This is a genomic window from Geodermatophilus sp. CPCC 205506 (genome assembly GCF_051383635.1).
Lineage (GTDB): Bacteria > Actinomycetota > Actinomycetes > Mycobacteriales > Geodermatophilaceae > Geodermatophilus.
In genome coordinates this window covers 1-12,835 of the sequence record NZ_JALPKP010000042.1, presented here as the reverse complement: position 1 = coordinate 12,835, position 12,835 = coordinate 1, and the positions used below count along the sequence as shown (strand labels likewise).

10 protein-coding genes are annotated in these 12,835 nt (G+C 75.3%); 6 read left to right on the top strand and 4 right to left on the bottom strand.

The annotated features are described in order from the left end of the window. Positions 1 to 119 precede the first annotated feature (119 nt). Positions 120 to 1,337, top strand: a complete 1,218-nt coding sequence (locus tag MY520_RS20910; protein ID WP_436694500.1) for a hypothetical protein — start codon at positions 120 to 122, stop codon at positions 1,335 to 1,337. Between the two features lie 143 nt (positions 1,338 to 1,480). Next, positions 1,481 to 3,280 (top strand): hypothetical protein, encoded by a 1,800-nt coding sequence (locus MY520_RS20905; RefSeq protein ID WP_436694499.1) that lies wholly within the window; start codon positions 1,481 to 1,483, stop codon positions 3,278 to 3,280. 105 nt (positions 3,281 to 3,385) lie between these two features. Here MY520_RS20905 and MY520_RS20900 read toward each other — a convergent pair whose 3' ends face one another. Continuing rightward, positions 3,386 to 3,982 carry an SACE_7040 family transcriptional regulator gene (locus MY520_RS20900; RefSeq protein WP_436694498.1) on the bottom strand — a complete coding sequence of 199 codons (597 nt, stop codon included), beginning with the start codon at positions 3,980 to 3,982 and terminating at the stop codon, positions 3,386 to 3,388. 56 nt (positions 3,983 to 4,038) lie between these two features. Between MY520_RS20900 and MY520_RS20895 the strand changes: the two genes are divergently transcribed. The 3 genes from MY520_RS20895 to MY520_RS20885 are packed head-to-tail and all read left to right on the top strand — an operon-like array spanning position 4,039 to position 8,850. After that, positions 4,039 to 5,652: a carboxyl transferase domain-containing protein gene (locus tag MY520_RS20895; RefSeq protein WP_436694497.1), complete on the top strand. Its 1,614-nt coding sequence runs from the start codon at positions 4,039 to 4,041 to the stop codon at positions 5,650 to 5,652. 43 nt (positions 5,653 to 5,695) lie between these two features. Then, on the top strand, positions 5,696 to 7,690 hold the full coding sequence (locus tag MY520_RS20890; RefSeq protein WP_436694496.1) for a biotin carboxylase N-terminal domain-containing protein: 1,995 nt from the start codon (positions 5,696 to 5,698) through the stop codon (positions 7,688 to 7,690). Between the two features lie 5 nt (positions 7,691 to 7,695). Beyond that, entirely contained in the window at positions 7,696 to 8,850 is a 1,155-nt protein-coding gene (locus MY520_RS20885) for an acyl-CoA dehydrogenase family protein (RefSeq protein WP_436694527.1), read from the top strand. 51 nt (positions 8,851 to 8,901) lie between these two features. On the opposite strand, the gene MY520_RS20880 is transcribed toward MY520_RS20885, so the two are convergent. Further along, positions 8,902 to 9,915 (bottom strand): NADPH:quinone reductase, encoded by a 1,014-nt coding sequence (locus MY520_RS20880; protein WP_436694495.1) that lies wholly within the window; start codon positions 9,913 to 9,915, stop codon positions 8,902 to 8,904. A 60-nt stretch (positions 9,916 to 9,975) separates the two neighbouring features. Then, positions 9,976 to 10,623 carry a haloacid dehalogenase-like hydrolase gene (locus MY520_RS20875; protein WP_436694494.1) on the bottom strand — a complete coding sequence of 216 codons (648 nt, stop codon included), beginning with the start codon at positions 10,621 to 10,623 and terminating at the stop codon, positions 9,976 to 9,978. A 135-nt stretch (positions 10,624 to 10,758) separates the two neighbouring features. Between MY520_RS20875 and MY520_RS20870 the strand changes: the two genes are divergently transcribed. Beyond that, the gene (locus tag MY520_RS20870) at positions 10,759 to 12,630 is read left to right on the top strand and encodes a putative bifunctional diguanylate cyclase/phosphodiesterase (RefSeq protein ID WP_436694493.1); all 1,872 of its coding nucleotides are present in this window, start codon (positions 10,759 to 10,761) and stop codon (positions 12,628 to 12,630) included. Positions 12,631 to 12,651: 21 nt separating this feature from the next. Here MY520_RS20870 and MY520_RS20865 read toward each other — a convergent pair. Further along, on the bottom strand, positions 12,652 to 12,835 hold a 184-nt coding region (locus MY520_RS20865; RefSeq protein WP_436694492.1), incomplete at its 5' end, for a hypothetical protein.

Sequence of the window (12,835 nt, the reverse complement as noted above, 5' to 3'; positions counted from 1 at the left end):
TCCGCCCCGCGCGTCCGCCCACTACCGCACCCGGCGCACCAGTGCCAGTCGAGGGTCGGGAAACGGGGTCCTCCGCGGCTAGGCTCGGGGACGCCAGCCCCGACACCAGGAGTTCTGCCGTGCCCCCTGCCGCCGCACCCGTCGCGCCCGACCGAGTGGTCCCCGCGGCTCCGGGGTCCCTGACCGCAGCGCTGCGCCACCCCGTCGCCGCCCTCCGCTGGCTCTGGCCGGCTTACATGACGCCCGGACAGCCCGGCCGGCCGACGACGCAGCAGGAGCTGCGCTGGATCTACACCGCGTGGCTGGGCGCCTTCCTGCTCAAGATGCTCGGCTCGTCGTGGGACGTCTCCTGGCACTTCCGCTGGCTGCGCGACGACCTCGCCCCGCCCCACCTGCTCAACTCCGCCGGCACCGCGGTGGTCATCGCGCTGGTGGTCTTCCACAGCTACAGCGGGCACGGCGTGGACCGCCGGGCGCTGCGCCTGATGCAGGCCGGCATCGCGACCTTCCTCGTCGCCATCCCGATCGACATCCTCAACCACCGGATCAACGGGCTGGACATCACCAGCTGGAGCCCCAGCCACGCCCTGCTCTACATCGGGACGGCGATCATGCTGGCCGGCGCGATCCGCGGCTGGTGGCTGTACGCCGCGCCCGGCCGGGTCCGCGACCTGGTCTCCCTCGGCCTGTGGCTGTTCTTCGTCGAGAACGTCGTCTTCCCCAACCAGCACCAGGAGTACGGCGTCCTCTCGCTGGAGGCCTACGAGGCCGGGCGGACGACGGCCGAGCCGCAGCTGCTGGACTTCGCCGCCGCCCAGGGCCAGACGCCGCAGATGTTCATGCTCCCGGTGCCCTCCTGGGTGCACCCGGCGTGGATGCTCTGCGCCGGCCTGCTCGCCCTCGTGGTCGCCCGCAAGCTCGTCGGCCTGCGCTGGACCGCCACGGCCATCGCGGCCACCTACCTGGCCTACCGCGCGGTGATGTGGCTCGGTCTGGTCGCGATGGACTTCCCGCCGTCGGTGCTGCCCGTCGTCCTCGTCGTCGGCGCGGTCGCGATCGACCTCGCGGTCACCTGGCGGGTGCCCGGGTGGCTGGCCGGGCCGCTGGTCACCGCCGTCTTCTACGCCGCCGGCGCGGTGCAGGACGCGGCGGGCTTCCTGCCGCCGTGGGACTGGACGTGGTGGTCGGTCCTGCTGGTCGGCACCACGTTCACGCTCCTGTGGACGGCGGTCGACGTGCTCGACCGCAGCCGCTGGCTCGCCGCGTGGCGGTTGCCGGTGGAGCCCGGTCGCGCCGGCGACCACGCCCTCCTGCCGGGCGCCACGCCGACCCGCTGACGCTCCGGACCGGCCCGTCACATGACGTAACGTCGGGCTGACGGGCTCCTGCCGGACGCCGGTCGCCCCGGCCCGCGGCCGACCCGGAGCCGCGCGCGGTCCCGGACCGCCTCCCGCTCCCCACACCCCGCTCGGAGGACGACGTGCTGCCCCTCACCCCCATGCCGCTGCAGACGGCGGGGGAGCGAGCGCTGTTCGCGGAACTGGCCCGGTGGGACACCGGCGGGGCCGTCCGCGGCGCGGTCGTCGCCTCCGTCCCCGTCGTCGACGGGCCGATGGAGCGCCGGATCTCCGACGCCGTGCTCTTCGTGCCCGAGGGGCTGGCCGTCGTCCGCGTGGTGGAGGTCGTGCGGCAGAGCGGCGTCGTGACCACCTCGCCCGACGGCGCCTGGACGATCGGGCCCGACGCCGGGCCGGGCGACGTACTGCAGCTGGCCGGGGGCGGCTCCACCCCGCTGGACGGCCTCATGCGCGCCGGCATGGACGCCGCCGTCCGGTTGCGCCGCGCCGGGCTGGAACCGGGCCGGATCGCCCGGCTCACCGTGCTCGTCGGCGAGCTCACCGGGCTGGTGCCGGCCGACGGCGACCTCGGCGAGGGCGACCAGGTCGCCCTGCTCGAGCCGCGCTCGCTGCTGCTCGGCATCGCCCGCGCGGCGCGCTACACCGGCGTCGACAACCCCCGGCTCTGGACGACGGCCGACGTGCGGGCCGCCCTGGAGGCGCTCGGGATGCCCGGTCGCGGCCCGTCGGTCCAGCAGCTCAACAGCGAGGGGTTCCCGTACTCGCCGTACGTCCTCCGCACCCCCGAACTGCTGGCGCCCGCGGCGATGAACGCCGCACCGCGTCCGGCCGTCCCGGAGACGCCGTCCTGGTCCGGGTCGCACGCCCCGGCGGGCCGGCCGCTGGTCGACCCCGCGGCCGCCGCGGCGGTGGCCGCGGCCGCGATCCGCGCCGACGAGGAGGCCGCCGCCAGGGCCGCCGCCGCGCGGGATGCGGCGGTCGCGCAGGCCCTGGCCCAGCGTGCGGAACCGGTCGCGGTCGCCGGACCGGCCTCCGCGCAGGAGGTCCGCCCCGATCCCGCGGTGCCCGTCCACCAGGACACGCTGGTCGGGCCGACGGCCGGCGTGGCCGTCGAGGAGACCGGCGGCATCGGCGGCCTGTTCACCGACGCCGCGCCGGCCGACCCGGAGCCCGCCCCGGCGGCCGTGCCACCCGCTCCGCCGGCGCCACCCGCGCCGCCGGCGCCCCGCGCCGCCCCTCCGGACGACGTGCCCCTGGTGGGCCCGCGCCGGCGCCCGCCGTCGTCTCGGCGGACCGTGCTGCTGGTCGTGGCGGCGTTGCTGGTCGTCGCCGTCCTCGGGATCGGCGGGGCGCTGCTGCTCGGCACGGACGACGAGCCGCCGGCGACACCCGGGGCCGGCACGTCGGCGGCGTCGGCCTCGACCCCGCCGGCCGAGGAGGAGACGGGGCCCCGGCCGGGCGACAGCGAGGTCGTCGACGGCCGGACGTTCGTCGTCCAGGCCGTGCAGGCCGACCCGACCTGCGCCGGCAACGCCTACGGCGCGGTGGCCGACTTCTTCGCCGACACCGACTGCGCGGGCCTGTCCCGGGCGCTGTACTCGAGCGACGTCGGGGGGCGACCCGCGGTCGTGTCGGTGTCGGTCGTGGCGATGCCCGACACCGCCGCCGCCCGGGCGCTGCGCGCGCTGGCCGACCGCAACGGCAGCGGCAACGTCAGTGACCTGCTGCGCGAGGGCGTGCGCTACGGCGGGGGTCCGGAGCAGCTGTCGGGCGCCGAGTACGCCAGCGCGGTCTCCGGGAGCACCGTGACCATCGTCGAGACCGCCTGGGCGGCGCCGGGTGCCGGTGGGACCGCCGCGGACCTCGACGTCCTCGCCTCGACCGCCCTCGTCCTGCCCATGCCGGAGCCCACGGCCGGCTGACGCCCCAGGCATAGGAAGCTGTTCCCACGTCCGGCGCCGCCAGACGTGGGCAGAGCTTCCTTTGCCTCAGTCGGGTGCGGCCGCCTCACATCGGTGCGCGGCGCCTCAGCAGCCGGTGGCGGCGGCCTCGGCCATCGCGGCGAGCAGCGCGGCCATCCGGTCGCGGGGCAACCGGCCGGCGCTGTGCGGCGTCGAGTTGACCAGCCCGAACAGCGCGTGCGCCCGCGCCCGGCTGACGTCGGCGTCGGTGTGCGGGTGCAGCCGGCCCAGCACGCCCACCCACACCTCGACGTAGCGCCGCTGCAGCCGGCGCACCTGCGCGGCGTCCTCCTCGGGCAGCGAGCCCAGGTCGCGATCGTGCACGGTGATCAGGGCCGGGTTGTCCAGCGCGAAGTCGACCTGGAACGCGATCAGCGTGCGCAGCTGGACGAGCGGGTCCTCGCCCGCGGCGGCCACCCTGGCGGTGCCGCCGGCCAGCAGCCGCTCGCTGATCCGCAGCAGCATCTCGGCCAGCATCGCGTCCTTGCTGGCGAAGTGGCGGTAGATCGCCGGCCCGGTCACGCCCACGGCCGCCCCGACGTCGTCCACCCCGACGGCGCGCGACCCGCGCTCGGCGAACAGCTGCGCGGCGGCCCGCAGGATCTGCTCGCGGCGCGACGGCCGCGTCGCGTCGGCGTGCAGGGCGGTGTCGACCTCGGTCACGGACGAGATGTTAACGCGCGTTGACCCACAGCGTGAACGGTCGTTAACATCGGCCCGTGGACGCCCCCGTGCTGGCTCGGACCCCGACCGCCGACGCCGCGGCCGCCGCGCGCAACGCCGCCGCCCACGCCGAGCTCGCCGCCGACCTGGCCGCGCAGCTGCAGCGGGTCGCACTCGGCGGCGGGGAGCGGGCCCGGCAGCGGCACGTCGAGCGCGGCAAGCTCCTGCCCCGTGAGCGGGTCGACGCCCTGCTCGACCCGGGCAGCCCGTATCTGGAGCTCTCGCCGCTGGCCGCGCACGGGCTCTACGGCGGCGACGCGCCGGCCGCCGGGATCATCACCGGCATCGGCCGGGTCGCCGGCCGGGAGTGCGTGGTGGTGGCCAACGACGCCACCGTCAAGGGCGGCACCTACTACCCGATGACGGTGAAGAAGCACCTGCGTGCCCAGGAGGTCGCGCTGCACAACCGGCTGCCGTGCGTCTATCTGGTCGACTCCGGCGGGGCGTTCCTGCCGATGCAGGACGAGGTCTTCCCCGACCGCGAGCACTTCGGCCGGATCTTCTACAACCAGGCGACGATGTCCAAGGCCGGCATCCCGCAGATCGCCGCCGTCCTCGGGTCGTGCACCGCCGGCGGGGCCTACGTGCCGGCGATGAGCGACGAGGCGGTCATCGTCCGCGAGCAGGGCACGATCTTCCTCGGCGGCCCGCCACTGGTGAAGGCGGCGACCGGCGAGGTGGTCACCGCCGAGGAGCTCGGCGGCGGCGACCTGCACAGCCGGGTCAGCGGGGTGACCGACCACCTGGCCGAGGACGACGCGCACGCCCTGCAGCTGGTCCGGCAGATCGTGGGCACCCTGGGCCCGCGCAGCCCCCGGCCGTGGGACGTCGAACCGGCCGAGGAGCCGCTGCACCCGCCGGAGTCGCTGTACGAGGTGGTGCCGCCGGACTCCCGCACGCCCTACGACGTCCGCGAGGTCATCGCCCGGCTGGTCGACGGCAGCCGGTTCGCCGAGTTCAAGCCGCTGTACGGGCAGACGCTGGTCACCGGCTTCGCCCGGCTGCACGGCCATCCGGTCGGGATCGTCGCCAACAACGGCGTGCTGTTCGCCGAGTCGGCGCTCAAGGGCGCGCACTTCATCGAGCTGTGCGACCGGCGCAGCATCCCGCTGCTGTTCCTGCAGAACATCTCCGGGTTCATGGTCGGCCGCGACTACGAGGCCGGCGGCATCGCCAAGCACGGCGCCAAGATGGTCACCGCCGTCGCCTGCGCCCGGGTGCCGAAGCTGACCGTCGTCATCGGCGGCTCGTTCGGGGCGGGCAACTACTCGATGTGCGGCCGGGCCTACTCGCCCCGCTTCCTGTTCACCTGGCCCAACGCCCGCATCTCGGTGATGGGCGGGGACCAGGCGGCGTCGGTGCTGGCCCAGGTGCGCCGCGACGGGTTCGAGGCCCGCGGCGAGCAGTGGCCGGCCGCCGACGAGGAGGCGTTCAAGGCGCCGATCCGCGAGCAGTACGAACACCAGGGCCACCCGTACTACGCCACGGCCCGGCTGTGGGACGACGGCGTCATCGACCCCGCCTCGACCCGCACCGTGCTCGGCCTGGCCCTGTCCGCCTGCGCGAACGCCCCGTTGGAAGACGTCGGCTACGGCGTCTTCCGGATGTGAGGGCGGAAATGGCCATTTCCGCCCCTGGAACGGGGAGCTGAGCGTGTTCGAGACGGTCCTGGTCGCCAACCGCGGGGAGATCGCGGTCCGGGTGATCCGCACGCTGCGGTCCATGGGCATCCGGTCGGTCGCCGTGTACAGCGCGGCCGACGCCGGCGCGCTGCACACGCACGTCGCCGACGTCGCCGTCCCCATCGGCCCGGCGCCGGCGGCCGACAGCTACCTGTCGATCGAGCGGGTGCTGGACGCCGCCGCCCGCACCGGCGCCCAGGCGATCCACCCCGGGTACGGCTTCCTGTCGGAGAACGTCGAGTTCGCGCGGGCCTGCGAGAAGGCGGGGATCGTCTTCATCGGCCCGCCGGTCGCCGCGATCGAGGCGATGGGCGACAAGATCCGCGCCAAGCAGACCGTGACGGCGGCCGGCGTGCCGGTCGTCCCCGGCCGCACCGAGCCGGGCATGGACGACGACGCCGTGGCCGCCGCGGCGGTCGAGGCCGGCTTCCCGGTGCTGCTCAAGCCGAGCGCCGGCGGCGGCGGCAAGGGCATGCGGGTGGTGCGGTCGCAGGCGGAGCTCCGTGACGCGATCGCCGCCGCCCGGCGCGAGGCCCGCGGCTCCTTCGGCGACGACACCCTGCTCGTGGAGCGCTACATCGGCTCGGCCCGGCACATCGAGGTGCAGGTGCTCGGCGACGCGCACGGCACCGTCGTCCACCTCGGTGAGCGCGAGTGCAGCCTGCAGCGCCGGCACCAGAAGGTCATCGAGGAGGCCCCCTCGCCGCTGCTGGATCCCGCGCAGCGGGCTGCCATGGGCGCCGCCGCCGTCGGGGCCGCCCGCGCGGTGGGCTACACCGGAGCCGGCACGGTGGAGTTCATCGTCGACGCCGAGCGGTCGAGCGACTTCTTCTTCCTCGAGATGAACACCCGGCTGCAGGTCGAGCACCCGGTCACCGAGTGCGTCACCGGGCTGGACCTGGTGGAGCTCCAGGTGCGGGTGGCCGCGGGGGAGCGGCTGCCGTTCGGTCAGGACGACGTCCGGCTCGACGGGCACGCCGTCGAGGCGCGGCTCTACGCCGAGGACCCCGCCCGCGGCTTCCTCCCGCAGGCCGGCACCGTGCTCGGCCTGCGCGAACCGGCCGGCGCGGGGGTGCGGGTGGACACCTCGCTGGCCGTCGGCTCCGTCGTCGGCAGCGACTACGACCCGATGCTGGCCAAGGTGATCGCGCACGGCCCCGACCGGGAGACCGCGCGGGCCCGGCTGGTCGGCGCGCTCGGGCACACCGCCGTGCTGGGCGTGCCGACCAACACCGCGTTCCTGCGCGCCCTGCTCACCGATCCCGACGTGGTCGCCGGGCGGCTGGACACGGGCCTCATCGAGCGGCGCGGCGAGGCGCTCACCGCCGTCGGGCCGCCGTCCGAGGCCGTGTACGCGGCCGCCGCGCTGGCGCTCCTCCTCGAGTCCGAGCCCGCCGGGCCGGTCGTCGACCGCTGGGACGTCCCCGACGGCTGGCGGCTCGGCGAGCCGGCCTGGACCGTGCGCCGGCTGCAGGCGGCCGGCGGTGCGCCGGTGACCGTGCGGGTGCGCGGCCGCGCGGCCGACGCCGTCGTCCGGGTGGAGGACGGGGAACCGGTGCCCGCGCGGGCGGTCCGCGACGGCGACGAGCTGGCGGTGACCCTGGACGGCGTCACCCGGCGGTACCTCGTCGTCCACGCCGGGGGCGACGTGTGGCTGGCGGCCGAGGGCCGGGTGACCGCCTTCCGGGAGCACGAGCGCCTGCACACGGCGGCCGAGGGCGCCGGAGGGGACGGCGTCGTCAGCGCACCCATGCCGGGGACGGTGACGGTGGTGCGCGCGGTCGTCGGCGACCAGGTGGAGGCGGGGACCCCGCTGCTGGTCGTCGAGGCCATGAAGATGGAGCACGTGCTGACCGCCCCCGTCGCGGGGACGGTCACCGAGCTCGGCGTGACAGCGGGCCAACAGGTCCGGCTGGACGAGCGGGTGGCCGTGGTGACCCCATCGGCCGCCGACGAGGGGGAGTGACCCGGATGCTGGACTACCGGCTCGACGAGGAGACCGAGGCGCTGCGGAAGACGGTCCGCCAGTTCGCCCAGGAGGTCATCGCCCCGCAGATCGGGGAGTTCTACGAGCGCGACGAGTTCCCGACCGCGATCGTGCGGCAGATGGGGGAGCTCGGCCTGTTCGGGCTGCCGTTCCCCGAGGAGTACGGCGGCTCGGGCGGCACCTACTTCGACCTGTGCGTGGCGCTGGAGGAGCTGGCGCGGGTCGACTCCTCCGTGGCGATCACGCTGGAGGCCGGGGTCTCGCTGGGCGCCATGCCGATCTACCGGTTCGGCACCGAGGAGCAGAAGCGGGCGTGGCTGCCGCGGCTGTGCTCCGGTGAGGCGCTGGGCGCGTTCGGGCTGACCGAGCCCGGCGGCGGTTCGGACGCCGGTGCCACCCGCACCACCGCGCGCCTGGAGGACGGGCACTGGGTGGTCAGCGGCTCGAAGGCGTTCATCACCAACGCCGGCACCGAGCTGACCGAGCTGGTCACCGTCACCGCGGTCACGGGCACCCGGCCGGACGGCGGCAAGGAGATCTCCGCCATCGCCATCCCGTCGGGGACGCCCGGGTTCACCGTCGGCCAGCGGTACTCGAAGGTCGGCTGGAACGCCTCGGACACCCGCGAGCTCTCGTTCAGCGACTGCCGGGTGCCCGAGGGGAACCTGGTCGGCGAGCGGGGCCGCGGCTACGCGCAGTTCCTGTCAATCCTCGACGAGGGGCGCATCGCGATCTCCGCGCTGGCCGTGGGCCTGGCGCAGGGGTGCGTGGACGAGTCGGTGAAGTACGCCGGGCAGCGCGAGGCGTTCGGGCAGCCGATCGGCCGCAACCAGGCCGTCCAGTTCATGATCGCCGACATGGAGGTGCGCGCCTCGACCGCGCGGCTGGCGTACTACCGGGCCGCGGAGAAGATGCTGCGCGGCGAGCCGTTCAAGCGCGAGGCCTCCATCGCCAAGCTGTACAGCTCCGAGGTGGCGATGGACAACGCCCGCTACGCCACCCAGGTGCACGGCGGCTACGGGTTCATGAACGAGTTCCCGGTCGGGCGGTTCTACCGCGACGCGAAGATCCTGGAGATCGGCGAGGGGACCAGCGAGGTGCAGCGGATGCTCATCGCCCGCGACCTCGGCGTCGGCTGACGTGTCGGAGTGGATCCGTGGGTGTCACGCCCACGGATCCACTCCGACAGCTCAGGCCGTGACGTCGATCAGCACCTTGCCGACGGCGCCCTCCTCGACGGCCCGGTGCGCCTGCGCGGTCTCGGCCAGCGGGTACACGTGCAGCGGCAGCCCGGCGTCCTCACCGACCCGGACCGCGCCGTCCAGAACGGCGGCGTTGACGTCCTCGACGGCGAGCTCCTTGGCCCGCCGCGGCTCGGTGTAGACGAAGACGAACTGCCAGCGGGCGTTGGCGTTCATCTGCAGCCGCACCGGGATGGTGACCTCGGCGCCGCCGTCGTCGGCGTACATCGCCACCGCGCCGTGCCGCCCGATCACCTGGGCGTCGATCCCGGCGTTCCGGGCCGCGGAGACCTCGACGATCGTGTCCACCCCGTGCGGGGCGATCCTGCGGACCTCCTCGACGACGTCCTGCCGCCGGTAGTCGACGACGTGTGAGGCGCCGGCGGCCGCGGCCAGCTGTGCCTTCGCGGGGCTGCTGACGGTGGTGATCACCGTGGCGTCGGCCCAGCGCGCCAGCTGGACGGCGGCGTTGCCGACCGCGCCCGCGCCGCCGGCGACCAGCACCGTCCGGCCCTGGAGGGTCCCGGGGCCGAGCCGGTCGGGCACCGACTCGCCGAGGGTCAGGCAGCGGTGCGCGGTGAGGAACGGGATGCCCAGGGCGGCGCCCAGCTGCAGGGAGGCGTCCCCGCCGAGCAGCACGGTCTGCCGGACGGGGACGACGGTGTGCTCGGCCGCCGTTCCGTGCGCCCGCTGCCAGGCCGCCTCCCACACCCACACCCGCTGACCGACGATCGCCGGGTCGACGCCCTGGCCGACCGCCTCCACCGTGCCGGCCCCGTCCTGGCCGGGGACCTGCCCGCCGGGGTCCGGGGGCGCGGTGCGGCGGCGCTTCCAGTCGGTGGGGTTGACCCCGGCGAAGGCCAGGCGGACCCGCACCTCTCCGGGGCCGGGGTCGGGGCTGGGCCGGTCGACCAGCCGCAGGACGTCGGGATCGCCGTTCTCGGTGTAGACGATGGCTCGCACGGACCCCTGCCTACCCGCTCGCGGCTCCCGCGGCGACCGTGGGCGGACGGCGGCGTCGTCTCAGCGCCAGGTGACCGTCTCCGGACGGCGGCCCAGCACCCGGGTCACCCGCGCCGCGGTCCGCTCGTCGGCGTTGACCAGGACCGGGCGTGGCGTGCCGGCGAACAGCGGCAGGTCCGAGTCGCTGTCGCTGTAGACGGCGACCCACGGGGGCGGGTACCCGCGGTCGATCAGCATCTGCACCTTCGTCGCGCCCATCGCGCGCCGCACCCGGGGCGGTACGAGCGACCCGGTCGAGCCGACGACGTCGACGTCCCCCAGGCCGACCGCGGTGAGGAACCCGCGCGCCATCGTCTCCTCGCAGCCGGTCGCGACGACGACCTCGTCCCCGGCCGCGCGGTGCGCCCGCACGCACGCGATCGCCTCGGCGACGGCGGCCTCCGGGCGGCGGGTCAGTGCCGTGCGGTAGGCGTCGGCCACCGCCTCGACGTCCGGAGCCGACCGCCCACCCACCGCCAGCCGGGTGAGCAGGCGGGCGGCCTGCGGCCGGGTCCAGGGCAGCGCCGAGCCGGGCAGCAGCAGGGGGGCCGCGGCAAGCAGCGGCAGGACCCGCAGCGGCGACTGCCGCAGCCGGCCGGCGAGGAAGAGTGTCGAGGCGTCGCCGGAGAGCAGCACCTTGTCGAGGTCGACGACGACGGTCGGGGCCATGCCAGGGGAGTACCGGGCTCCCGTGGTGGCGGAAACCTGCCCGGGGGATTCCGCGGCCCGCGCCGGTCTGCCCCCTTCGGGGTGGTCGTGGCCCGGAACACTGCACCTGGCCGCCGTCCGGCCGATGACCCAGACGTGCACCCGACACTCTCCAGCCGGCTCGCCGCGCTGCTCCCCCAGGGTCGGATGCTGCCCGACGAGGTCTGGCGGCGCCGCCACCGCGTGATCGTGTGGATCGCGGGGCTGCAGGCCGCCGCCCTGGGCCTGGTCGCCCCTGCCACCGGAGCCGACCTGTTGACCACGGTGTTCACCGTGTTCGCCGTCGGCTACCCCCTGCTGTTCCTGGTGCTGCCCGGAGCCGCCCGCGGCCTGCAGTCCGGTGCGACGACGGTCAGCCTGCTCGCGGCGTCGATGGCCGTCGTCGCGCTGTTCGACGGCCTCACCGAGGCGCACTTCCACTTCTTCGTCGTCATCGGCGTGGTCTCGCTCTACCAGAGCTGGCTGCCGTTCGGCGTCGCGCTGGTCGTGGTGCTCGGCCACCACGGCCTGGTCGGTCACCTGGCACCCCACGCCGTCTTCGGCCACGAGGCCGCGACGCACAACTCCTGGGCCTGGGCGGCGGTCCACGGCGCCTTCGTGCTGGCCTCCAGCCTCGCCCACCTGGCCGCGTGGCGGCTCAACGAGCAGCAGGGTCTGCGCGACACGCTGACCGGACTCGCGAACCGCACCCAGCTGGTGGAGGACGCCGACCGGCTGCTCGCCCGGCACACCCGCACCGTCAGCGTTCTGCTGCTCGACGTCGACGACTTCCGCGACGTCAACGACTCCCGCGGCCACGCGGCCGGCGACCGGCTGCTGGTCGCCGTCGGCAAGCGGATCGCCGGCTGTGTCCGTCCCGGCGACCGGGTCGCCCGGCTCGGTGGCGACGAGTTCGCCGTCATGGTGGACGGCGGGCCGGAGGTCGCCCAGGCGGTGGGGGAGCGCATCCTCCTGACCCTGACCGACCCGGTCGCCGTCGAGGGGCGTCCGCTGGCCGTGCACGTCAGCGTCGGCGTGGCCGGCACCGAGACCGCCGGCGAGCGGGACGCCGTCACGCTGCTGCGCAACGCCGACCTCGCCATGTACATGGCCAAGGCGCTGGGCAAGAACCGGCTGGTGCACTACGCCGACGGCATGGCGCAGGCGGCGCGGAACAAGGCCGAGCTGCTCGAGGACCTCGCCGGCGCCATCCCGGCCGGACAGTTCGAGGTCCACTACCAGCCGACCATCGACCTGGCGACCGGCGTGACCACGGGCTACGAGGCGCTGCTGCGCTGGCACCACCCCACCCGAGGGCTGGTGCCGCCGGTGGAGTTCATCCCGCTGGCCGAGGAGGGCGCGCACATCGTCGACATCGGCCGCTGGGTGCTGGCCGAGGCCACCCGTCAGGCCGCCGCGTGGTCCGCGGCGGCGCGCCGGCCCATCGGCATCGCGGTCAACCTCTCGCCGCGCCAGCTGGCCGACGACGACGTGGTCGCCACCGTGCGCGCCGCGCTGGCCGACAGCGGCCTGCCCGCCCGGCAGCTGACCCTCGAGGTCACCGAGGGCGTGCTGGTCCGGGACGTCGACCAGGTGGTCACGCAGCTGCTGGCGCTGCGGGCCCTCGGCGTCCGCATCGCCATCGACGACTTCGGCACCGGCTACTCCAGCCTGTCCTACCTGCGCCGGCTGCCCGCGGACATCGTCAAGATCGACCGCAGCTTCGTCCAGGACCTGGGCACCGGCGGCCGGACGACGACCCTGGTCGCCTCGATCATCGAGCTGGCTCGCAGCCTGCACCTGGATGTCGTGGCCGAGGGCGTCGAGTCCCCGGAGCAGCACGCCGCCCTCCGCGGGCTGGCCTGCAGTCACGCCCAGGGCTTCCTGTTCGGCCGCCCGCAGCCCGCTGGCGTCCAGACCCCCGCGGCGCAGCCGGCGATCGCCGCTGCGCCCGTGTCCCGCAGGCCCGCGCCGCTGGCCCGCCGCTGACGGACCCCGTCGCCGGCCGGGTCACACCGGCGTGATCGAGAGGGTGAGGGCGCGGCGGCCTTCCTCGGTGCGGGCGGTGGCCATGCGCTCGGCGGTGGGGGTGCCGTACTCGGTGGTGCGCTGGCGGGCGGGGCGGCCGATGGCGGCGGCGATCGCCTCGAGGTCGGCGATGGTCTTCAGCGAGCCGTTCTCGCTGCCGGCCATC